Below are 24,715 nucleotides of genomic sequence, written 5' to 3'. Positions count from 1 at the left end.
TTTTCTGAGTTAAACAATCAATTTATACCCAATTCCTTTTAAGGTCTGAATCGTGTTGATTCCTAATTTTTCTCTCAGTCTACGGATATGTACATCGATTGTTCTTTCACCAACAATTACGTCATTTCCCCATACTCTTTCAAGAATTTCCTCTCTTTTAAAGACTTTTTCGGTGTTTGAAGCCAAAAGATAAAGCAGATCGAATTCTTTTTTCGGTAACAGAAACTGCTGTCCGCTTTTTGAAACTCGGAAGTTATCTTTATCGATTACCAAATCGCCAATTTCAATAAGTTTAGCATTATCAGAAACCTGAGAAGTCAGCTGAAGCAATGCATTTACTTTAGAAATAAGAATTTTCGGTTTGATAAGCTTTACAATATAGTCGTTTGCTCCTGCCTGAAAGCCAGCCAATTGAGAAAACTCTTCACTTCTTGCTGAAAGGAAAACGATAAGAGATTTTTGCAGCTCTTTTACTTTTCTAAGCTCCTGGCAAGTTTCGATACCGTCTTTTTCGGGCATCATTACATCTAATAAGATCAAATCTGGAATAATTTCTTTGGCTTTTTCTATACCTTCATTACCATTTGTAGCGGTATAAATGTCGTAACCTTCTTTTTCCAGATTGTAAGACAGAATCTCTAGAATATCGAGTTCATCGTCTATTAGAAGAATTTTCTTTTGGTTCATTTTCAATTTTTACGTTTCAAAGTTAATCAATTTTGAATGATGGATTAACACAATGGTTATCGTTCACATAAAGTTAACAATAATATCCTTTTCGTAATGTTTAGTTAAGAAAAAATTAAATTTCGCTAAACCATTTACCCCATTAAACTTTTCTTCCTTTGCACCGAAAGTAATTAGTAAAAAAGAAATGAATTTTAGAAAACTGAGTATCGCTGCATTATTCCTTACTACATCAGGGACTTTAATGTACGCTCAAGAAAAAAATGACACCGTAAAGAACGAAAAGAAGATTGAGGGTGTTATTATTCAAGGTACAACAAAGAAAGGCAGCGAATCTAACATCATTACGGTACAGAGAAAATCTGTTGAAGTAATTGAACGTGTAGGTTCTGTACAGCTAGAAAAACAAGGTGTAGGTGATGTTTCTGTAGCTGTAACTAAAGCAACCGGATCACAGAAACAAGAAGGTAGTGGGCAAATATTCATCCGTGGACTGGGTGACCGTAACAACTCTACAACGATTAACGGCCTTCAGGTTCCTTCAAACGATCCTTTATACAAAAACATCGATTTAAGTATCATAAAAACTGACATGATCGATTTCATCGGTTTGGAAAAGGTGTACAACCCAAAACTATGGGGTGATATGTCTGGAGCGAACGTTGACATTGTAACAAAAGTTTACACAGGAAAGCCTTATTTTAAAATTAATTTAGGCTCTTCTGTAAACTTTAATGCAGTTCAGAAAAATAATTATTTCCTTCAGGACGGACCCAATTTCTTTGGTTCTAAAATGCTTGAGAAACCATCAAAGAATGCAATTCTGAACAGAGGTTATGTGTTCAAAACTTCTCTAAAAAATCAGGAAATTAACAATCCTATCAACTCGGCTCTAAGTTTTGATTTTGGAACTAATTTTAAAATTGGAGAGCAAGGTAAGTTGAGTATTTTCGGATTTGGAGGATTTGATAACAGCTACGATTATTTCCAAGGGATTACTGGTGGATCATTTGATACTGAAAAAGGAACTAATAAAATCTATGATAATTCTGAAGAATTTAAATACACTACCAATACAACCGGATTAATAAACGTTAATTATAAGATTAATTCAAATCACAATATCAACTTATCTTCTAACTACATCCATACAACTGAGCAAAAACTGGGTAATTACAGTGGTTACAATAGAGATTATTATGATAATGATGCATTGCAAGAAAGATATGTAACCCAAGTAAGAAGAGCTACATACAGAACGAATGACTTACTTGCAAACCAGTTAAAAGGTGAGCATACGATATCTGAGCCATTGAAAATTGTCTGGAATCTAGGATATAACAGACTAGACAGCAGAAGACCAGACAGACAGCAAAATATAACAATCTATGATAAACTTCAAGATTACAGTTTTTTTGCTAGTTCCAATCCTGGAGCCAATAACAGATATTACGACAGATTATTGGAAAATGATTTTGTAGGTGATGTACATGCTGATTACAAATTGGGCGAAAACACAAAAATTACATTGGGGTATAGCGGAAGATATAAAGATAGCGATTTCAAAGCAACACAGTATAACTTCCGAGTGCTTCCTGTGCAAGGAAGTTATTTTGTAGATCGCAATAATTATGATTCTTTCTTTAATAGTACTAATTATCAAGCTGGAGGATTTTTCGATATTGTAACATTCAGAGGAGATATTAAATCTAATGAAACTGCCTTTGTTCCTCAATATTTTACATCAGAAATAATGAACAATGCAGGTTACGTAAATGTAGAATATAAATTCTCAGAAAAGTTGACGGCACAAGTTGGTGTACGTTATGATAATTTAAAACAAGAAATTGAGTATAACACTGCATTATTCGCAGATGGAGGAAAAGTAAATAAAGACTATTCTAAAATTTTACCTGCTTTCAACTTAAAATACAGTGTAAATGATAAGCATAACTTAAGATTAGCCGGTTCAAAAACTTACACTACTCCTCTTTTACTAGAAGTTGCACCATTTGAATATGAAGATATAGATGAATCAAGCCAAGGGAACAGAGATGTGTACATCGCTGATAACTACAATATAGATTTAAAGTGGGAATGGTTTCCTAAGAAAAATGAACTAATCTCTTTAACTGCATTTGGAAAATTCATTAAAAACCCAATCGCTAGAACAGTAGTTGCATCTTCTTCAAATACAGTTTCTTTTATCAATGTAGGAGACTCCGGTAGAGTTTTTGGTTTGGAAGCTGAGATAAGAAAAGATATTTATGACTCTGGTAAAACTAGATTTTATACTTTCTTAAATGGTACTTACTTAAATACCGAGCAAAACTTAGATAAAGAAAAAGTGATGCGCGAAAATAAATTGAGTGTTAATTTCAATACTACTAAAGACAAATTACAAGGAGCTTCAGAATTCTTAGCCAATGCCAACCTAGGTATCGAACAAAAATGGGGAAATAAAAACACGATGGATTTTGTAGTGTCTTACTCTTATATTTCAGATAATGTGTATGCTCTTGGTAACATTGGAAAAGGAAATCTAGTAGATAAAGCATTCAGCACATTAGATACTACACTAAAAATAAAATTAGTAAACGGAATGGGCTTTTCTTTAAGTGGAAGAAATTTATTAAACCCTTACTTTACAAGAGTTCAAGACAATACAACAGGAGAGCTTGTTTCGAGAAAATATAAAAGAGGGGCAGGCGTAGGAGCGAGCGTATCATATGAATTTTAATTACTGAAAATAAATTATAAAAATATTGTAAAATGAAAAAGAACACTTTAAAATTATTAGCTGCGGCATTCATTATGTCTACAACAGCTGTAGCATTTCAATCATGTAGTGACAACGATGATGATGAAGTTATCATCACAAATCCTGCAACGGGTATTGCAGCAGATCCTGCCAATTTCAAGGGAGAGGTAAAGTCTGGTGAAACCGTAACTTTAGATGCTACGAAATTATATAAATTAACTGGATCAGTGAAAGTAAGAGCTGGTGGTACTTTGGTAATTCCTGCAGGAACTAGAATTGAAGCCAATGGAGGTACATCTTCTTACGTTCTTATAGAGCAAGGTGCTAAAATTTTCGCTAACGGAACTGCTACATCACCCATCGTATTTACTTCACCAAATCCTACACCAGGAAGCTGGGGAGGTGTGGTAATCTGTGGTAAAGCTCCTATCAATAGTGGTGCTACTGCAGTTTCTGAAGTAGGAGAATCAATCTATGGAGGAACTGTTGCCAATGACAATTCAGGAAGCTTAAAGTTTGTAAGAATAGAATATGCAGGCGCAATTTATACTGGAGTGAAAGAATTTAACGGTCTTTCTTTATTCGGTGTAGGTAACGGAACTGTAATAGACAATATCTCTATGATTAATGGATCTGATGATGGTATTGAGTTCTTTGGTGGAACAGTAAATGTATCAAACATTATTTCTGTCGCTAACGAAGATGATGCTTTTGACTGGACTGAAGGTTGGAACGGAACAGCAACAAATATCTATACAAAAAGAAGAGCAGATAACGTTGGAAACAGAGGAATCGAGGCGGATAACAATGCAAATAATAAAGATGCAAGTCCAAGATCTAATCCAACAATCAAAAATGCTACTTTCATTGGAGCAACTTCAGGAGAATCTGATGGTCTAAAATTGAGAGAAGGTACTTATGCGTCAATTGATAATGTTGTATTATCTAACTGGACTACAGGTATCAACGTAGAGCACGATCAGTCTGTAACTTATTTCAATGGTCAAAACAGAATCACAAAAGTGAAATTTGACAATGTTGCAACTAAAGCGTCTGTAAAAGCAACTACAGGAAGTCCTGCTGCAGCTTTATTACCAAATACTTACACTGAAGATGCAACGGCAAATGGTGCTGGTAACGGTACAGCAACTCCAACTTGGGCTGCAGGATGGGCAGGTATTTAATATTAAGTAATTAGTTTCTTCATATTAAATTGAAAACCACGCCCGGAATTTATTTTCCGGGCGTGGTTATTTTTTTTAATATTAACTTTTATTCATTTTAAATATTTAATACTAAAATTAAATCATCAATATTCTGTTGGGAAACCAAGCAAAAAAATAGTAATTTGGTCTTCTCATTCAAAATAGATTGATAAAAATCTCGTTGAAGAAGAGTAACCTGAGAATTATGAAGAAAAATCACTTAAAATTAATCATTGCAGCTTTCATTATCTGCTCATCATTGATCATTCATTCGTGCGGTAAAGAAGAAGATATAACTTCTGAAATTGCAGTGGTCGGAATCGCTCAGGATCCCAACAATTTTAAAGGTGATGTTACCAGCGGGCAAGTTGTAACACTTGATCCTATGAAATTTTATAAGCTCAATGGTATTGTTACCGTAAAAAATGGTGGAACTCTCGTCATTCCTGCCGGAACAAGAATTATTGCTACATCAGGAGCTTCCTCTTACGTTCTTGTAGAACAGGGTGGAAAAATCTACGCCAACGGTACAGCGGGTTCACCGGTTTTATTTACATCAGAGACAACCGTTGCCGGAAATTGGGGCGGAATAGTCATTTGTGGTAAAGCTCCGATTAATACAGGAAATACAGGGTCATCAGAAATAGGAAATTTAACTTACGGAGGAACTGAAACTACAGATAATTCAGGATCATTGAATTATGTAAGAATTGAATATGCAGGTGCCGAATTTACAACCAGTAAAAAATTTAACGGTCTTTCACTTTTCGGGATCGGTAACGAGACCAGAGTAGAAAGCGTGGCACTTTTAAATAATGCAGACGACGGTATTGAAATTTATGGCGGAACGGTAAATGTTTTAAATATTGTTTCAATCGGAAATACCAATCATGCATTCAGTTATAAAGACGGATGGATCGGAACGGCAACAAATATTTATACCAAAAGAAAAGCAGACGGCACAGGAAATAATGGAATTAAAGGTATTAATAATGCTACAAATCCTACTGCTTCTCCTCAATCAAGCGCAACTATCAAAAACGTGACTGTAATCGGAGGAAATGACACAGGCGAAGCTAATGGCATACTGTTATCATCGGGAGCGCAAGCCACGATTGAAAATGTTGTGATTTCAAGCTGGAAAACAGGTATTAATTTACAAGGTGACGCAACCGTTACTTATTTTAACGGTCAAAGTAAAGTAAAAGACATTCTATTTAATGCCACCAATGTTACGGCTAAGATTTCAGCTACTTCAACAGCGGGTACATCTGTAACAATTTTAGCCAACACTTATACCGAAAAACCTGATGCAACCGGAGCTGGAAACGGAATTTTAACGCCAGCCTGGGCAGTTGGTTGGTCCGGATTACAATAATTAAATTCAACATCAATATTAAAATTCCTTAGAAATATTTTCTGAGGAATTTTTATTTAAACAATTAACTTATATCATTTTCATTTAGAATTTTCCTTATACCAATTTGTCTCACAATCTGGGCAGCTCCGGAGGAGCAATACCTTTGTAGCATAATGGTAAGAACCACAATTAGAACTCCGTAGAAGTTCAACCTTTTCCAATGATCATTCTTTGAATTGAGAAGGTGTCATACCTGTTTGTGACTTAAAAAATTTTGAAAAACTTGCCTGATCATAAAATCCCAAATCAAAAACAATATCTTTCACCGATTTTTCTGACACTTTCAGAAGACGCTTCGCTTCAAGTAAAATTCTATCCTGAATAAGCGATGAAGCTGAAGAATTGATGCTTTTTTTACAGATGATATTTAAATAATTCGGAGAAATATTAAGCTTTTCAGCATAAAAAGAAACAGAACGTTTTTCTTTAAAATGTTCATCAATAAGGTTTAAAAACTTTGAAAAAACAGGATTTGCATGATATCGTTCATCATTTTTAAAAATAAATTCTACCGCTTCACTGATGAGTAATCCAATCATTTCGCTACGTTTCTGAATCATTTCCCAAAAGATATTCTCATCATTCAAAAGTTTTTTAATAGTCTTAAATTCATAAACCAGAAATTCAAAACTCATATCTGAAAGGTCTATCACCGGATGATTCTGATAAAATAATTGTGAAAATCTCAAAGCCGGAATTAAACTTTCAAACCAATCTCTGCTGATCATCAATTGATATCCTATTGTTCCTGCTTCAATATCCCATTGATGCACCTGATCGGGGAAAACCAAATGAATCTGATGATCTTTCACTTCATAATCTACAAAATCGATGATATGATTTCCTTTTGCTTTTTCAAAAATATTAATGATAAAAAAATCATGCTTGTGCGGATGATCGATAGAGCGTTCTCCGTAAAGTTCATTAAACAGAAGATGGGCTTCCAAAGAATGATCATCCTTGAAATCCTGAATACCCAAAACCGGAAAATAATCTGAACGACGGCTCATTCCGAATGATTTTTGCTTAAAATTAGTGAAATTTATGCAGTTAATCATTTTCATGAATTTATATAAAAACTGACTTAGTACATGAGAAAAAATATTTTACCGCAAAAGATTCAAAAGAAATGATAGAAGAATAGAAATTCAAAAGCTTACAAAATGTAAAAAACTTAATTAACACTCGTTGTGCAAACTTTTGAATAACTTAATCTTTTGATTCTTTTGCGGTTAAAAAAACCTCAAATACTAAGAAAAACTGATTGAAAAAAAGTAAATATCAATCATGTATAATTTAAAATAATAAAGCTTCAAGCGTTTCTAAGTTTGGGCAGTTTTAAGATTCTAAAATTTTTACAATCTCTTTATAACCTAAAGATTTTGCGTGTTCCAAAGCCTTAACTCCGTCGTTATCGGGAATATCTTTTGCCTTTTTATCTTTAAGGATCTGAACAATTTGCTGGTATTTTAAACTTCCGTCACCTAAAATCACCGCTTCCATCAAAGCAGTCCATCCCAATCTGTTCACATGATTAATCGGAAAGCCTTCCGTATTCGCCAAAACGTTTACAGTTTCTACGTGACCTCTTTCGCAGGCAGGAATTAAAGCCGTTCCGTTGTATCTGTTGAAAACGTCAAAACGAGCTCCGTTTTCCAGAAATAATTTCACCAATTCGGTCTGTCCGTTTGCACCTGCAAACAAAAACGGACTATCTAATTGTTGATCCTGCAGGTTAACATCCGCTTTATACTCGACAAGGATTTTTGCAATTTTTATCTTTTTTCCTACCGCGGCAAGAAGCAGCAAAGATCTTCCTCTCGAATCTTTCGTATTCACATCGGCTCCGTTTTCCAAAGCCGTTCTTAAACCTTCTGCATTATTACTCTTTACAAGCTCAATCACATTTTCACCATTAATCATAATTTCTTTTACAGGTTGAGAAAAGCTTTTTTCGCAAGCATTTATACTGATAAAACACAACAGAAAAAACAAAACTTTCATCGCCTGATTTTTATTTAATTAAAATACCACGTTCCCTCTATAAATAAGAGATTCTACGTTTGAAATTCTTGATACCGCTTCTGCCGAACAACTTGCATTCAGCAAAACAAAATCGGCATCATCACCTGTTTTCGGCCATTGCTGAACGCCTTTATCATCCAAAGGAGTTAGATTTGCCGTGGCCAATTTTAAACTTCTTGAAAGCAAAAATTCAGTCGACTGACCGTAAAGCTGAGCATAAAGATTGGCTTTTTCTAAAACACTTCCGGTTCCGTACGTATTCCAATGATCGATAATACTGTCGTTTCCGGTATAAACGGTTACATTATGTTTTTGTAAAGTCGGAAGCGGCATAATCAAATTTCCGATAGGAATCGTTGAAGCAATTCCCACTCGAGCATTGCCTAATTTTTCGGCAATCTCTTCTTGTTTTATTTTATCTAATTTACCTAAAATAAAACAATGACTAAAAAATGTTTTTCCTTTTAAAGAAGGATTTTCATTCACTTTATCGATAAGGTATTCAACCGTTTTCAAACCTGATTCTCCGGTTTCATGAAGATGAATGTCAATTCCTTTTTGATGATCTAAAGCGAGTTGTACCGTAAAATCAATTGTTTTTTCAATCGCTCCGTCAATCGTGTAAGGATCTACTCCACCGATAAAATCGATATTCATCTGAGCTGCTTCTTTCAAATAAGGAACAGAATTTTTGTAAAAAACTCCGTGTTGCGGAAAGGCAACAATTTCTGCTCCGAAACTTTTCTTTTTATTATCTAAAGCTTTCTGTAAATTTTTCAAAGAATCGAGCTTGGAAGTAGGCTCAATATTCACATGACTTCTTGCAAAAGCAGTTCCTTTGGACTGAATCAATTCAATCATTTTTTCTGCTTTGTAGGTAGAATTTTTCAGAATTTCCAGCATGATTTGTTCTTCCAAAGCAATCATTCCTTTTACTCCGCCTTTTCTTTTTCTGACAGCCTGCCATTTGTCGCCATAAAAAGTTTTATCAAGGTGAATATGCATATCTTTAAAAGCCGGAAGCATCAAAAATCCTTTTGCATCCACCGCTTTGGCTTTAGGATCATTCGGAGCTATTTTTGTGATATTTCCGTTTTCAGTTTCCACTAAAAACAAATCTGTCTTTGTAGAGATCACTTCCCCTTCTTCATATTCAAAACCGGTTTCAAGGCGGACATTCTTAAGAATTAATTTACCATTTACTCCTAAAACTTTATCTTCAGAAAGCGTATTTGCGCTCATCACTGTAGGCGTTAAAGTAATTCCAGCCATTGCTAAAGCAGAGCTTTTCAAAAAATCTTTTCGCGAAATATTATTAGACCTTTCCATATTCAATTTCTATGATACAAAATTAGCAAGAACTAAGGTCTTAGAATTGTATCATTTATCACATTGCTTGTATGATTTTCATTTAAATAAATAAAAAAAGGATGAAGTTTTAAGCCTCATCCTCTATAATTTATGTCTTATGATTTTTAAGAATACTGAAATTTTCTTACCGCTTCTAAAGTCATATCGATTTCTTTGTCTTTGATCGCATCGCTGATGAAATAGGTTTCATAACCACTTGGCGGAAGATAAATTCCGTTGGTCAAAAGCTGATGAAAGAAATTATTGAATAACGAATGGTTTGCATTCTGCGCTTCATCAAAATTGGAAACCGCATTGATGTGGAAGAAAACCGACATCATTGAACCTTTTCTGTTGATTCTGTGTTCGATTCCTTTTTCGTTTAGAATTTTTCCGATTTCAAAGTCTAAAGTTTCTGTTGTTTTAGCTAATCTGTTGAAAAATTCAGGATCGTTTTTAATGATTTGCAAAGTTTTTAAACCTGCTCTCATTGCCAAAGGATTTCCGCTCAAAGTTCCGGCTTGATAAACACCGCCTTTTGGAGCAAGATGATCCATAATTTCGTTTCTTCCGGCAAAAGCTCCTACCGGAAGTCCGCCTCCGATTACTTTACCGTAAGTTACCAAATCGGCTTTCACATTAAACAATTCCTGAGCTCCACCAAAAGCCAATCTGAAACCTGTCATCACTTCATCAAAAATCAATAAGGCTCCGTTTTCATCACAGATTTTTCTTAATTTTTGTAAGAAATCATTTTCAGGAAGTACACAACCCATGTTTCCAGCAACCGGCTCTATAATTACCGCTGCAATTTCACCCTGATTATGTCTGAACAAATCTTCAACTTGTTCAAAATCATTATATCTTGCTAACAAAGTGTCTTTTGCTGTTCCAGCCGTTACGCCCGGCGAATTTGGATTTCCAAAAGTTGCAGCGCCACTTCCCGCTTTTATCAAAAACGAATCTGAATGACCATGATAACAGCCTTCAAATTTTATAAATTTATCTCTTCCTGTAAAACCTCTTGCCAATCTGATTGCGCTCATACACGCTTCTGTACCTGAAGAAACCATTCTGATCTGGTCGATATTCGGAACATTTTCGGTAATGAATTTTGCAATTTCAGTTTCCAATTCTGTTGGTGCACCAAAAGAGAAACCTTTTTGTGCCTGAATTTTTAATTCTTCTAAAACTTCAGGATGGGTGTGACCCAAAATTGCAGGTCCCCAAGAATTAATGTAGTCTACATACGTGTTATCATCGGCATCTGTAAGGTAAGCGCCTTTCGCAGATTTCATAAAAACGGGAACTCCACCCACCGATTTAAACGCACGAACCGGAGAATTTACACCTCCCGGAATATATTTGTAAGCTTCTTCAAATAAAGCTGAACTTCTTTGGTATTTCATTATTAATTAGTTGATAGTTGATAGTAATTAGTTGATAGCGATTATTGTCTGTATTTAAAACTAACAACTTTCAACTAAAAACCAGCAACCAAAATTAGTTTCTAGGTTTTTTGTCGATCAGATAAATTAATTGTCCAGCGGATGGTTTTTGACCTTCATCCATTCTGTTTTTTGAGTATAATTTATTGAGTTTGATGCCAAATTTCTGTGCTATATCATACATATCTTCACCATATTCGGCTTTGTAGGTTGCAGTATTTCCATCAGAATTTTTAGATTCAAGGAAAACGACTTCATTTTTTGCCAATACCATTCCTTCGAGCTCATTCCATTTCATCAGTTTACTTTCACTGATTTTAAATTTCTTAGCAATATACTGTACATCGGTATCTTCGGGAATCACAATATATTTCAAGCCGCCATTCGGATGACTTTTTATTAAAATAGAATTAAGAATTTCTGCTTTTGTTTTAATTCTTTCCACTCTTTGCTGTTGTTGCGCATAAGAGGTCGCTTTGTAAGGAACTTTTACAGTGACAGGTGTCGTTGTTTTTTTAGTAGCTTTTGCAGGTTCCATTCTTGCCATGAAAGCACGGTCATCTTTCAGATCTGGATATTTTTTTAATACTGCATAAAGAACTTCCTTAGAATTTACTTCATCAAACTCATACAGCTTGTATTTTTCAATTTTTCCGATAAGAATTGATGCATAACGAGGATTAGTAGCATAACCTGCTTTTTTTAAACCATGCGCCCAAGCTCTGTAATCTTTCATATCAAGATCAAAAAGTTTGGTGTAATATTTTCTTGTTGCCAAAAATATAGAGTGGTCTTCGTAAGATTGTTTAGGATCGTCATACACACGGAAACATTCATTTGGAGCATCATCGGTATGCTTCATTGTTTTTCCGGTCCAGTCTTCTTTACATTTTATACCGAAATGGTTTTTTCCTTCCTGCGCCAAACGGCTTTGTCCACCACCGGTTTCTAAAAGTCCTTGCGCAAGAGTAATTGAAGCCGGAATCTTGTACTTTTCCATTTCTTCCACTGCATATTGAGCAAATTTCTGGATGTACTGATCTTCTGTAGCCCAGGTCTGAGCTGAGAATTTTGATAAAACTAAAAGGCTAATTAGTAAGAAAAGTCTTTTCATGTTTCTTGATTTTTTAAAGCCTGACAAGTAATTTACTTGTACTTTAATATTTGCATGATTACCTCATGCTTTCAGCTTTATATTATTAAATTTCTATTTTGTTTTTCTAAAAGCAAATTGGCTCCTTCTATTCCCTGCAAACCTCCGGTATGAAAACACAGGATTTTGCTTCCTTCAGGAAAATAATCAGCATCAATCATTTCAAACAATTTCAGCATCATCTTTCCTGTATAAACCGGTTCTAAAGGAATTTGAAACTTTACTTTAAAATCATTGATAAAACGAACATTTTCATCATTTATTTTACCATAACCGCCAAAAGCAGCATCGGTTAGATGAAAATTTCTTTTAGAGGTTAACTCCAAAATTTTGCTTTCTAAAGAAGAATCTTCAACTACTTTAAAACCTATAACCTTTTGATTATCTTCACAAAACTCTGAAATCCCCGCCAAAGTACCTCCGGTTCCAACTGCGGTGCAAAGATAATCAAAATCTTTTGTATCGTTATTGAGCATCATTTTTACACCCTGAACAGCATTTTCATTGGTTCCACCTTCGGGAATTATTAATGCTTCAGGAAATTCATGCAACAGAAACTCAGTTAGTTTTTCCTTATGTCGGTATTCTTCACGGGTCACAAATTTTAAATTCATCCCGTTTCTTTTTGCTAAAACTAAGGTCGGATTATCACGCCATTTTTGTTCTAATTCTTCGCCTCTTATAATTCCTAAAGTTTTAATTCCGGAAAGTTTTCCTGTGGCAGAAACTGCAGAAATATGGTTTGAGTAGGCTCCGCCAAATGTTATAATTAAAGGATTTTCCGGTAGAGTTTCCAAATAATTATTGATATTGTAAAAAAGTTTCCAGTATTTATTCCCTGAAATTTGTGGATGAATAAGATCTTCTCTCTTGATGAAAAGCTTTACTTTTTTATGAATTGGAATTTCCTGAATTGGAATCGTTTCTGTCGGAAGTTGTAATAGCATTTGTTCTAAATGATACTTGTTTTAACAAAATTAGTTTTTTTATTTGAGCTACTTTGGATAACATGGATTTCCTACGAATATTTTTTTTACCACCCCGTCAAAAATTCTTTGAATTTTCGCCACCCCTCCAGAGGAGGGGAATTTTGGAGCGCTAATCTTTTAATTAAAATATTTTCTGAATGCCCACAAATTTCTTTTTTTCAGATAATTTAAATCGTGTTCCATCGCATAAGCTTCTCTTTCAAAAGAAATGGCGTGATAGGCTGAATGCGCATTTTTAAGTCTGAAAAAATGATAATAATATTCGGCTATATATAAGATGTAAAAGAAGATCACCAACAGCTCTAATTGTTGTCGAATGTGAATTTTTTCATGATTAATCAAGACCCTATTCTTCTTATCTTCAGGATTTTTGATGAAAATAAAAGGATAGAGCGTAATGCCGTTTATTTTTGTATTTTTGAGGAGCTTTTGGCACACAATTATCATGATAACAAATATAAAAGTTTTGATTTAACTTATGGCTCTTTTTGAAATCAAAGAAGGTGAAGACTTTTACTATAACGAGCAAGGTTACAAAGTTTTTACCGAAAAATTCCATCTTAAACGTGGACATTGTTGTAAAAGTGGTTGCAGACACTGCCCGTACGGATATGATAAAAAGACTGACACATTTATAAAAACCAATAAAAAAAATAAATAAAATGAAGAAATATATTTTTATTTTGCTTGCGGCAAGTTTAGGTTTGTCGTCTTGCAGCCCATTCAAAGTACGCTCAGATTATGCTCAAACTGCTAATTTTACATCTTACAAAACATACAAAATCAGAATCGACGATTTGAAATTGAATGATATTGATAAAGACAGAGTTTTGAATGAGCTATCTAAACAATTACAGACAAAAGGACTTCAGCCTGGGGAAAATCCGGATTTGATTGTCAACGTAAAAGCAAACCACAAAAAAATTACCGATATCAATACCACGAATCCGTACGGAATGTGGGGCTGGGGCGGAGGTTTCGGTTGGGGAATCGGGATGAACAGAACCTGGACCAGCAATTATAACGAAGGTGCTATCATTGTAGATCTTGTAGATGGTCAAACTCAAAAATTGGTATGGCAGGGAATCGGTAGCGGAATCGCTGTAGACAGACCAAAAGCCAAACAAAAACAAATCCCTCAGATTGTAGCTGAAATTATGGCTAACTATCCTCCGGGAATGAAGAAATAAAATTTTAATTTTAAATTATATTAAAAGTCAACACAAAATTGTGTTGACTTTTTTGTGTGCGTTATTTTCGGGAATCAATACTCCATTTTACAAAAAATTAATCTGTTCCGGAAAAAATAATTGTTTTTAAATTTAATAATAGTGTAATTTTACTTTTACCAAATTATTTTAATCTTTACCAACAATAATATTATTATGAAAAAACTACTTTTATGCGTAGTATTCTCCCAGCTTGCCTATGCGCAGGCTCCGGCAGGATATTACAATGCAGCGAACGGATTGTCTGGAGCTTCTCTAAAAACAGCTTTAAGCACAATTATTACCAACGGTCATCAAGACAAAGGATACAGCGGGCTTTGGACCGCTTATAAAACCACCGACATTGATAAAAATTATGAAAATGACGGTTCTATTCTTGATATTTATTCAGAAAGACCGAGCTCTGTCGACCCTTATAAGTTTACTCCAGGAAACAATCAATGTGGCACTTATTCTACTGAAGGTAATTGCTATAATCGTGAACACATTGTTCCTCAAAGTCTTTTTAATGAAGCTTCGCCAATGAAAAATGATGTTCATTTCATCAGAGCTACAGATGGAAAGGTAAACGGAATGCGTTCTAATTATCCTTTTGGAAAAGTGGGAAGTGCAAGTTTTACTTCTCAAAACGGATCAAAATTGGGAAGTTCTTCATCTGCAGGATTTTCCGGGACGGTCTTTGAACCCATTGATGAGTTTAAAGGTGATGTAGCAAGAATGGTTTTCTATTTTGTGACAAGATACCAAAGCAAATTATCTACGTTCTCTACCGGAAATATGATTGGCAGTTCTGCTTTTCCGGGACTGCAAACGTGGGAACTGAATGTACTTCTCGCTTGGCATAATCAGGATCCGGTTTCGCAAGCAGAAATCAACAGAAACAATGCATCGTATACTTTTCAGGGGAACAGAAATCCGTTTATAGACAATCCAAGTTATGTGAACCAAATTTGGGGAGGGCAAACTCCAACAACCGATACTCAAGCTCCGTCAACAGTTACTAATTTAACCGTTTCAGGAAAAACATCCAACACCGTTTCTCTTACATGGAATGCAGCAACAGATAATGTAGCCGTAACTTCTTACGATGTATATATGAATGGAAGCTTAAAAACCAATGTTTCTTCAACTTCTACAACAGTTACAGGGCTAAATCCTTCTACAAGCTACAGTTTTTACATAAAAGCTAAAGATGCTGCAGGAAACTCTTCAGCCAACAGCACTACAGTTTCAGCAACGACGAATGCAGGAACTACCAATCCGAATCCGACAGGTTGTGTAAATGAAACTTTTGAGACAATTCCAACAGCCAGTTCGTCATCATATTCAACAAAAACATGGACGAGTAACGGAATTACATGGACGGCAACAGATTCAAGGACCGATCAAACCATTTCCAACAAAGCAATTACGATAAGAAACGGATCTTTGAAATCGAGCAGCTCTGCAAACGGAATAGGATCTTTGACGGTTACAACCCAACTCAAATTCAGTGGAAGTAATGGAAATTTTACGGTTCAGGTGAATGGTGTAAATGTAGGAACAGTTCCTTACAGCACAACGGTAACTACGACGACAATTAACAATATCAATGTTTCAGGGAATGTTGTGGTGACTTTAGTGAATAATTCTACAAGCAACAGAGTGGCGATTGATAACCTGAGCTGGACTTGCAATAATTCTGCTTCAAGGCAAAGCCAAACGATAAATACTATTGCCGAGCCAAAAGAATTACAGATCTATCCAAACCCTATTACGAATCAGGAAATTTTTGTGAAAGGAGATACGCAAAATATTAAAAAAGCGGAAATATATAATCTACAAGGGAAAGTAATGCAAACTATTAACAATCCTTTCAAAAATGGAAAGTCAATTAAAATTAAAAGTCTTTTGCAGGGAGTTTATATTTTGAAGCTTGATGAATCTAGTCTGAAATTTGTGATTAAGTAAGTTTTAGAAAATATAAAAAGAGGCTGTTTCAATTTTGAAGCAGTCTTTTTTTAGATATATATCGCGGGTTTTTAGATGATAATTGGAAGTAAATTGGTTTGCCACGAATGCACGAATTTTATGAAAATATTTAAAAATTAAAGCTTTTTCGGATAAAAATACAAACAAATACAACAATTTAAAAATCAATTAATTACAACAAAACCTACATTAATTTAACGCAGAGGGAAACAAAGAATTTTAAATATTGACTGATTTTAAGTTAAACAACGGAGTAAACTTAACAAAGAAATACAATGAGAAATTACGGGAAATTAAAAAAACTGTTTCATTTATATATTTTCAATTAAAAATTCGGTGGAATAGGAAACTGAAAATTCTTTGTAAGAATATACTGCATTCAAAGATTCAATCATACCATTGTTTTTAAAAACCGTTACATTTCCTGTGAAATCATCTTGGTTTTCTTCTTTACTTTTTAAGGTTTGATGTAATAAAATTTCTTCTTTGCTATCCGTCAATTTTGCAGTTTGCTGAACTTTCAATAAGGTTTTATCTAAATACATTTCAAAAAAAGACTTTCCGTTTTCAAAAGGATTTCGGAAAGTTGAAAAGTAGGTTTTCAAAAACCAGTCTTCTTTCATTTTTTGATCAAAAACATCAGGATTTAAGACAACATATTCAAACTCTTCAAGATATATTTTAGCATATTTATCGGGAAAAAGATCTATTAATTTTTCTTTAATCTGTTTAAAATTATTCAGAGTTTCTTTCTTTAAAGCAGTTCGTAAGATCTCGCCTTTGGCGTTCACAAAAACTTCAATCGGATACAAAGACTTCATGCTTTCAATTGCCAAGCTTTCCATTTTTGTATTATTCTGATTTGAAAACTGATCTTTGGTAAACTGAAAAAGATGATCATCAAACTCGTTTTTTATCCATTGTAGTGATGCGATATACGAAAAACTGTTTTCAACGGTTTTACCCTCAGTATTTGATGATTCTTTAATTTTAATCTTAAATTTTTCATCAAAACCAATCGGATCAAAAACGATTTTTGGGTTTAATTCCGGACTTTTAAAAGGAGCATCATTTTTATCATTATAGGCTTTTATTTTCGCAAAATCGGGTAACAACAGCTTTTTTCCGGGAACCAAATGATCGACAATCATGTCTTCTTTCAGACAATGCTGATTGTGAAATTCTTTGAGATAAACGGGATTTTCAAGATTGATCTCATCTGCAATCTTCTGCAAAGTATCACCAGGAACGATAAAATGTACCATCATATTCTGTAAATATTTTCTGATGTTGGTGTTATAAAAGAGATCTTAATTTACTAATTATTTTTAAAACTAAGTTTAAATAATTACAATTAATACTTGCTCGATATTTCCAATTTAAACATTTTTTTACGAAATTAAATTTCTGCTATGATTTCTTGGAGAGCATAAATCCATACCAAAATGTGTACTTGAGTCTCACATCTTTTCAAAAATATCACAAAGGCTTTTCTTCATAAAAAATTTGCTTCCATTTATTAGAATTTTGTAATTGAACCTTAAAGTTAACTTGGCTGCAACAGCCGCTCAAATGTAAAAATGTCAAAGTTTTATTTTTAAAATCTATATTTCTTGGAAAAAATCTAACCTGATCTGTCAAGTAATGGTCAATTTTGAACTTTCTGTTTTTATCCTGAATAAAATATGCATATAGTGTTCCTGCATTTCCACCCACATAATTTGCAATAACGAAATCTTCTAAACCATCGAAATTGATATCAACAATTATAAATTCCGGTAAGTTTTGCTTATTTATCTTCTGATTTATACCTGAATCATTAAAAAAAGAAACTGCCTCTTCTGGTGCAGAATAAATATATTCAGGATTAAAATTAACCAATTGATTTTGAGCACTTTTATCAATTATTTTTATTTGGAGTGCTTTCGGCTTCTTTTCTTCAGTAAAGGAAACTGTTTTAATAAAGTAAGTAAAATTAGCGGTTTTAAAAAGCTGTTTATCATCAGTTATTGTACGAAGCTGATCCTCTTTTCCATTGACACTATTTTGTCCATTTTTAGAATTCAACCTAAATGTCCATTTTTTCACAAGTTTTTTATCCAACAATAAATTTAAAATTTTGTGATCAGAAAATTTTTCGATTTTTACATCAATATTTTTCGATTTGAGATTAACGGTATCCACAATTCGATACTTTGCTACATCCGGATTTTCTAAAAACTTATGAACTGCAAATATATAATTTTCACTATTGGTTATATTATATAAACCATACCAAATGCTATCAATAGCAGTTTCTTTGAACTTTAGGGTTTTCACATCAACAAGTTCTGTCATTTCGTTAAATTCTCTGTTGAGATAAATATCATTTTGTCCTAATGCTTGTTCCTTCCTTTCATTAGTTGCAACACTGCTTTTTTCAGAATCAGTGATAGTTTTTTGGCTGCTTTTACCACAAGATAAAAAAGTTAATAAAACTGACAGTATATAAATATAGGTTACACTTTTCACATTGAATTCCTGTTTGTGTGGTCTGATCCTGATTAATATTTATACACTTAATCTATATTTTTTTCTATTTCTTTTTGTAAAACGAATTATAGTCAGAGATTTGAATTATTCATCTTCAATATTGATTAAAACCTAACCGCTATAATCGCCACAATTTACTTTTTAACATTTCTCAGGTTGTTATCTGTTTTGATAAATTTTATTCACATTTTTTGAGAATAACTTCTTCATTATTAGTTTCCTGCTGGAAACTATTTTCTTTAAACTCTCTTTTTTTTGTTTTTTTATTATAAAATCCATACCAATAGAAATGATATGTTTTATCATCAATCATTTTAATATAAGCAATCGGTTCATCATTTACATTATCAATTGTATAATTCTTTAACATTTTTCTAATAAAATTGGATTTTCTCCATCACTTTCTCTAATTAATGAAAAATCTTTGCCTGTATAATCTATTTTTTGTTTTTTAATATTATATAAGCCTTCCCAATGCAATTCTACTTTACCATCTTTTTTTATAAAAAATTTCCCTATTATTTTATCTTTTGATATTTCCGATTCTGTTATTCTTAATGAAGTATCTACCCAATCTTTTTGGTCAGCTATTTGTTTAAATTTTAAAATATATTCATTCTCAAGTCGCTTTTCGACTTGCACTTTTATATATATAGAATTTCCGTACAACGATATCAAACCTTCATCTTTATTTATATTAAAAGTTGTAAGTCCATTGTCACAACTCACTGCCCATGATCCTTTTAAATCCGAAGGAAAAGTTTTTTCTTCATTGACAGCTTTATTTTGTTTTAAAAATAAATTTGGAAAATGTGAAATAAAAAAGTTATTATCTGCATAAGGAGGTAAAATTTTAGATGATTTTTTTTTCACTAATTCCCATTCATTAGTTTTTAAATTATATAAAAATATTTCTGCAATAGCATTTTTTGTTAACCAGATACTCTCCAAAGTACAGCCATCTTTTGAATCCAAGTACTCTTTTTTTATAAAATAAGAAAAAACATTATATGCATTTAGATTATTTTTTATTAAAGCTTCAATTTTTTTATTATCTTTTTCAAAATCATAAGTATTAAAGTCTTCCTTTTTATAATAATCATCTGACCAAAATAATTGTAAATCTTTTTCTTTAGGCACAAAATGAACACTGAAATATCCTTCGTTTTTACAATCTAAATAACTGAAATAGGGATGATCAGATAAATTTGATTCATCTATAGCTAAATTATATGTAGTAAAATATTTTTTATTGAAAAAATCAATTTGATCTTGATGAGGTTTTACTTGTTGTGTACTTGTTATTGTTTGAATATTATCTTTTGTAGTTCCTTTGCAAGACATTAACAATAATATTCCTATTGCATATAATAGTTTACTTAATTGCATTTTCATTAGTATCAAATTTTGTTTTCATATAATCTTCCGGCTGTAATCTATATTTGCCAAAGAAAGTCACTAAACCTGCTCCATTAGCACATGCTTCAATGTGAACAGAAATCCTTTGCCAAGAATACTATTTAGTAAGCCATAATTTGATACTTTTTCAATTGAATCAAAAAGCAAATTTTAATCTTTAAAACCAATATCAATTTTTATTTTTCAACTTTTTCAGAAATGATTCATTAACGTCCTGAAATTTGATCTTACCGAGATTCTTTTGAGTCCAGACTTTAGAAGGTATTTTTTTATCATGATTGCTTTTATCAAAATATTCTTCTCCATATTTATATAAAAAGATTTCATTATTTTCTATCTTAAAAGTAGTAAAACCATTTACTAAAATATTGTAATCATAACATGTCTGTGCTTCAATCGTAAAGTAGTTATCTTTTACAACGATATTACTAAAGCCCTCAGAGGCACACGTATTATCTACAGAATAAATCAAGTTATTATTTTCTTTCCATAATTCAAATCCGCTGTTAGTACCCTTAAAAATTTTGATTGGCAAATGGAAATGTTCCTGATCAAATTTATCATTTAAAGATGTGTTTTTATATATCTCAATCTTATCTTTAATACCATCTCCATTTAAATCATGGATAATCTCCTGAACTGTCGCCATAGAAATTTTACTTTCCGGTGAATTTCCCTTCGCAATACTTTTAACTAAATCTTTTAAATCAATTCTTTGTTGTCTTTTTAAGTTCTTCAATTCCATATCCGGTTGTGTAGTTTTTCCTTTAAAAAAAACAAAAGGTAACTCTCGCTGATTATCAGGCATCGTGTGATCGTCATCTCTCGGATAATTATTATCTAGAGAAACCAATAATTTTTTATCTTGATCAACTGCTAATTCTCTAATATCATTGGGATAAGCCCAAAAATTCTTATCTCCGTATCTCTCATCTTTCAATCCTGGATTAAAATATAATTGCAGAATCTCGTCATTATTTTTAATCTTATAAATTGCATAATCTACCCCATCTTCATATCCTTGTGCTCTTATGACCTCTTTTTTATTATCATCATCTAAATCTGCAAACCATTTATAATTAATGGAAACAAAAGGATAAGAAAATTCATGAATAAGATTTCCATTTTTATACCAATATTCAAAATATTTCTCAGAAAGCGAGTCGACTGCGGTAACAATCAATTCGTCGTCAGGATCATTATCTATATTAATTTTTTCCTGTTTTTCAATTTTTAAGTTTGAAGGAATATTGTTTAATATATCGGTTTTAACTTCATTAATCACTGCCTTCTGATCCGCCTGTTTATTCTGTTTACAAGAGAAAAATATTGACAAAAGAAAAATGCTGTAGAATATTTTTGAATTTATCATATTAAGTTCCTGTTTGAGTTGTTTGATCTGGATTAATATTTACAGCCCTTCCTAATTCGGGAATTTCTGTAAGCGGACTAAATGAAGGTTTAGACATTTTTGCTTTTCTGACTTCAAAATGTAAGTGAGCCATTTTTGCAGCCTGACCATTAGCATTTCCTGTCTGCCCGGTTTTACCAATAGGGTCACCAGCTTTCACCTCACCCGTGACATATTCTGAAAGGTGACAATACATTAGAAAATATTTTTGACCTTTATAATTACCTTCTAGGAAGATTCGATGTCCATATCCAGTAGGATCTTCCTGATATGTGATTGTTCCGTCAATCGAAGCGTATATTGGTGTACCAACAGGGGCATAAAGATCTAATCCATCGTGCTTTCCACCGGTTCTACCATGGAAATCACTTTTACCAGGAGACCATTGTGTTTCTGAATACCAACCTCTCAAGACCATTGTATCTAAAGGTTGATGCCATGCAGAATCTTGTTCACCACCACTGCATTCTTTAACTTTAAAAATAGTTATCATTCTCTGCAAATTTTGCCACCTATCTTCACGAGAAGGCGTACTTGGATTAACTATATCTACGATTGCATCAAAATTAGGTCTTTCTACACCTTTATCTGCTTCTGTCTGACAACCATAATCCTCCCAATATGCCATACTAGCCACTGTTCCTTCATTAAGATTATTAATATTATTTGCATCGATATCAATTCCGAATTCCGGGTAATCGTTATCTATTCTGGTATTTATTCTGTTGTATTTATTTTTAAATGTGATTTGAATGATTCCACGGCCTCTGTACTTCCAGCCGTCACCACTTGCAACATTTCCGTTACCTCCTCTATTTGCGTATGCAATATTTGCAATCATTTCAGGATTTGATCTGTAATTATTCTGTGCACTTCTACCATATTGATATGCAAGATTATTTGGTGTACCATTTAATCTTCCTGTAGTACTGAAATTTGCGAAATGTCTTGGAAGTTCTTCAGCAGGATAATCTAAACCTTCACCATTTCGTACGTTTATAGATTCACCAACTTCCTGTAAAACCTGAGCAAAAAATTGAGCTTTTTGTCTACAAGTATTAAGTCCAAATTTAGAATTAGCTCCGTTAAAAGCATCCATCAATTGGGTCTTCCTATCTTCAGCAGCAGATGGAAATACCTGAGTCAATTCCTCCATTGTTAGCACTCCACATCTTGGACATTTTGTAGCTACCTCAAAATATTCCCCATCCGCTTTCAAAAATTCTTTATCATGTTTTTTTTCTCCTTGGGCTTTGGCTTGAAGATAGAGAAGTTCTTTTTCTTTTTTATAAAGCTTAAACTTAATTGTCTGATCTTTCTGATATGTTTTTATCTCAAGAGCTTTTTCGATATCATCAATGTAAGCAGTTTTACCGTCAGCTATTTTTTCATTATTCGTATTTCCATTTTTTGCGTTTTTCAAAATGGCTTCTGCAACTCTTTTTTTAGAATTTTCATCGGTAACTTTATTTTCACCACCAAATTTGTAAGTGTATTCCCCATCTTCTTTTCCTTTAGAAATCTTCTCCTTCCATTGTTTCAGTTCATCATCAGATTTCGGTCTCAGATGAACAGGAATTTTCACCATTCCGTTTTCTATTTTCCCTGTAAACTCACTTTTTTCAGTTCCCGGAACTTCTCCTGTAGTTGGAGTAGCCTGCTCCATTTGTTCTTCACTAATTTCTAAAATTGGTAAAACAGCGCCTGCAGAACCTTTAATTAATCCATCTTTTTCTTTAATGATTATCGTAGCCTGTTTGTCGCTTAGACCTGAACCCGCGGTTTTTGCCACCAAATATAATTTTGTGTCTAAAGGTGCTGAAGTAATTTTCTTTAATTCGCCTCCCAGTTTAAAGGTTTGGAAACTTATTTTTTCATCTTTATTGTAAACCTCTCTGGAGAGAGCCTGTTTAATGGCTTCCAGAGTTGTATATTCTTTTTTGTCTGCCAATGCTTTTACAGCAGGCTTTCCAAAAATAATTTTTGCGATTTTTTCTTTTTCTGCATCAGTAGCCGTTTTATTGCCGTTGCTTCCGAACTGATATTCTAAAGTTCCGGCTGCTTCACCAGTTTGTTTAGTGTATTCTTTTTTAGCAAAATAAGCATCCAATAATTCTTCCACCGAAGAATCTTCAACAACACTTACCGTTTTCCCTTCATTTGATTGCGGAGTCGGTGGCTGATCAGCTTGAATCGTTCCCTGAGCTTCCTGATAATCATGTAATTCTTCAGATGGATTTGGATTCTGACCAGCCACTTGCCTTTCTTCCATCTGTGATGCCGGTTTTTCTGCAGCAGGAGAATTTTCAGCTCTGGGTTGAGCATTATTTGATGGAGTTTCAGGTGTTGATTGAGCTGGAGGAGTATGATTATTTGCTGGTTGCTGTGGTCTTGATTGAGGATTTGGCGCAGGTGTATGCAAAGGATTATTGACATTTACATTAACCGTTGCATGTTTATTGTGCGAAAAATATTCTACCGTGACATAAAACTCAAGTTGTTGTGGGTCTGTTTCTCCCTGCATTGCTTTTTGCATCAAAGCTCGGGTAAGCATGAACTCGACAGTAGCAACTCCGGTTCTGTCTACGGTAGCTTCTTTAGTTTCAATTAAAAGATTTTTTGCATCATGTCCTTCTCCTGTTGCATCATCTTCCCAAAGAGTAAATTTTAATTTTTTTCCATTCAAATTCACACATTGCGCGCGAGCTCTCATTTTCTCTGTAAAACTGAACACCGTTCCCGGTGAATCATCCACATACTGAAGTTCTACTTTTTCAATTTTCGGAACAACTTCAGGTTGAGGATTGATTTCAATTGTTGATGCACCTTCTCCTTCAGGCTCAAAAAGATAGGCTTCTAAACGATAGGCATGCTTTTGTGCAACTTCTCCGAAAGTAAAATTCCCAACACCCGTTTTCTTGATATTGGTTGTCGTAAATCTTCCGTTGGATCTTTTTTTAAATAATTCCCAAATAACATTAGCCGGATTCCTTTGGTTTTGTGGTGTGGAAGGATACCAATCTGTAACGGTATAAGTAACTGCCTCCCCCACTTTTGGAGAAGGATTTCCGGATATTTTTGAAACTCCTTTTTTAGACATTTCAGGAAAGTTTAA

20 protein-coding genes are annotated in these 24,715 nt (G+C 33.5%); 6 read left to right on the top strand and 14 right to left on the bottom strand.

Going from position 1 to position 24,715, the window contains the following annotated elements:
• Window positions 1–9 precede the first annotated feature (9 nt).
• Window positions 10–687 carry a response regulator gene (locus EG358_RS05965; protein WP_076562653.1) on the bottom strand — a complete coding sequence of 226 codons (678 nt, stop codon included), beginning with the start codon at window positions 685–687 and terminating at the stop codon, window positions 10–12.
• Window positions 688–874: 187 nt separating this feature from the next.
• Between EG358_RS05965 and EG358_RS05960 the strand changes: the two genes are divergently transcribed.
• From EG358_RS05960 to EG358_RS05950, 3 genes are all read left to right on the top strand, one after another.
• Entirely contained in the window at window positions 875–3,427 is a 2,553-nt protein-coding gene (locus EG358_RS05960; RefSeq protein WP_076562655.1) for a TonB-dependent receptor domain-containing protein, read from the top strand.
• A gap of 32 nt (window positions 3,428–3,459) precedes the next feature.
• A complete protein-coding gene (locus EG358_RS05955) occupies window positions 3,460–4,632 on the top strand; it encodes a hypothetical protein (RefSeq protein ID WP_076562657.1) in 1,173 nt (390 codons plus the stop codon).
• 226 nt (window positions 4,633–4,858) lie between these two features.
• Entirely contained in the window at window positions 4,859–6,031 is a 1,173-nt protein-coding gene (locus EG358_RS05950) for a hypothetical protein (RefSeq protein ID WP_076562659.1), read from the top strand.
• A gap of 206 nt (window positions 6,032–6,237) precedes the next feature.
• Here the strand turns inward: EG358_RS05950 and EG358_RS05945 are convergent, their stop codons facing one another.
• The 7 genes from EG358_RS05945 to EG358_RS05915 form a co-directional block, all read right to left on the bottom strand.
• Entirely contained in the window at window positions 6,238–7,131 is an 894-nt protein-coding gene (locus EG358_RS05945) for a helix-turn-helix domain-containing protein (protein WP_228421467.1), read from the bottom strand.
• A 280-nt stretch (window positions 7,132–7,411) separates the two neighbouring features.
• Entirely contained in the window at window positions 7,412–8,077 is a 666-nt protein-coding gene (locus EG358_RS05940; RefSeq protein ID WP_076562661.1) for an ankyrin repeat domain-containing protein, read from the bottom strand.
• Window positions 8,078–8,095: 18 nt separating this feature from the next.
• Entirely contained in the window at window positions 8,096–9,427 is a 1,332-nt protein-coding gene (locus EG358_RS05935; RefSeq protein WP_076562663.1) for an amidohydrolase, read from the bottom strand.
• A gap of 146 nt (window positions 9,428–9,573) precedes the next feature.
• Window positions 9,574–10,857, bottom strand: coding sequence for a glutamate-1-semialdehyde 2,1-aminomutase (gene hemL, locus EG358_RS05930; protein ID WP_076562665.1), 1,284 nt, complete (start codon window positions 10,855–10,857; stop codon window positions 9,574–9,576).
• 94 nt (window positions 10,858–10,951) lie between these two features.
• Entirely contained in the window at window positions 10,952–12,010 is a 1,059-nt protein-coding gene (locus tag EG358_RS05925) for a glycoside hydrolase family 73 protein (RefSeq protein ID WP_076562667.1), read from the bottom strand.
• 77 nt (window positions 12,011–12,087) lie between these two features.
• The gene (locus EG358_RS05920; RefSeq protein WP_076562670.1) at window positions 12,088–12,996 is read right to left on the bottom strand and encodes a 1-aminocyclopropane-1-carboxylate deaminase/D-cysteine desulfhydrase; all 909 of its coding nucleotides are present in this window, start codon (window positions 12,994–12,996) and stop codon (window positions 12,088–12,090) included.
• A 159-nt stretch (window positions 12,997–13,155) separates the two neighbouring features.
• Window positions 13,156–13,485 carry a hypothetical protein gene (locus EG358_RS05915; protein WP_115596407.1) on the bottom strand — a complete coding sequence of 110 codons (330 nt, stop codon included), beginning with the start codon at window positions 13,483–13,485 and terminating at the stop codon, window positions 13,156–13,158.
• A gap of 31 nt (window positions 13,486–13,516) precedes the next feature.
• On the opposite strand from EG358_RS05915, the gene EG358_RS05910 reads away from it, so the two are divergent.
• The 3 genes from EG358_RS05910 (at window position 13,517) to EG358_RS05900 (ending at window position 16,217) form a co-directional block, all read left to right on the top strand.
• A complete protein-coding gene (locus EG358_RS05910) occupies window positions 13,517–13,699 on the top strand; it encodes a DUF5522 domain-containing protein (RefSeq protein WP_047480711.1) in 183 nt (60 codons plus the stop codon).
• Window position 13,700: 1 nt separating this feature from the next.
• Complete coding sequence (locus EG358_RS05905) at window positions 13,701–14,228, top strand: DUF4136 domain-containing protein (RefSeq protein ID WP_076562675.1); 528 nt, start codon at window positions 13,701–13,703, stop codon at window positions 14,226–14,228.
• Between the two features lie 195 nt (window positions 14,229–14,423).
• Window positions 14,424–16,217: an endonuclease gene (locus tag EG358_RS05900; RefSeq protein WP_076562677.1), complete on the top strand. Its 1,794-nt coding sequence runs from the start codon at window positions 14,424–14,426 to the stop codon at window positions 16,215–16,217.
• A gap of 332 nt (window positions 16,218–16,549) precedes the next feature.
• Here the strand turns inward: EG358_RS05900 and EG358_RS05895 are convergent, their stop codons facing one another.
• The 6 genes from EG358_RS05895 to EG358_RS05870 all read right to left on the bottom strand — a co-directional run bounded on the left by EG358_RS05895 (window position 16,550) and on the right by EG358_RS05870 (window position 24,700).
• Window positions 16,550–17,506 (bottom strand): hypothetical protein, encoded by a 957-nt coding sequence (locus tag EG358_RS05895; RefSeq protein ID WP_076562680.1) that lies wholly within the window; start codon window positions 17,504–17,506, stop codon window positions 16,550–16,552.
• A gap of 211 nt (window positions 17,507–17,717) precedes the next feature.
• Window positions 17,718–18,749: an XAC2610-related protein gene (locus EG358_RS05890; RefSeq protein WP_076562682.1), complete on the bottom strand. Its 1,032-nt coding sequence runs from the start codon at window positions 18,747–18,749 to the stop codon at window positions 17,718–17,720.
• Window positions 18,750–18,948: 199 nt separating this feature from the next.
• The gene (locus EG358_RS05885; protein ID WP_076562684.1) at window positions 18,949–19,140 is read right to left on the bottom strand and encodes a hypothetical protein; all 192 of its coding nucleotides are present in this window, start codon (window positions 19,138–19,140) and stop codon (window positions 18,949–18,951) included.
• Complete coding sequence (locus EG358_RS05880; protein ID WP_123890024.1) at window positions 19,134–20,165, bottom strand: hypothetical protein; 1,032 nt, start codon at window positions 20,163–20,165, stop codon at window positions 19,134–19,136. Before EG358_RS05880 ends, EG358_RS05885 begins: the two co-directional genes overlap by 7 nt.
• Before the next feature lie 193 nt (window positions 20,166–20,358).
• The gene (locus EG358_RS05875; RefSeq protein WP_076562688.1) at window positions 20,359–21,561 is read right to left on the bottom strand and encodes a hypothetical protein; all 1,203 of its coding nucleotides are present in this window, start codon (window positions 21,559–21,561) and stop codon (window positions 20,359–20,361) included.
• Window position 21,562: 1 nt separating this feature from the next.
• Window positions 21,563–24,700, bottom strand: coding sequence for a peptidoglycan DD-metalloendopeptidase family protein (locus EG358_RS05870; protein ID WP_076562691.1), 3,138 nt, complete (start codon window positions 24,698–24,700; stop codon window positions 21,563–21,565).
• Window positions 24,701–24,715 lie beyond the last annotated feature (15 nt).

Source organism: Chryseobacterium indoltheticum (genome assembly GCF_003815915.1).
Classification (GTDB): domain Bacteria; phylum Bacteroidota; class Bacteroidia; order Flavobacteriales; family Weeksellaceae; genus Chryseobacterium; species Chryseobacterium indoltheticum.
The sequence above is the reverse complement of the archived record's forward strand: the minus strand, read 5'-3'. Positions and strand labels throughout refer to the sequence as shown.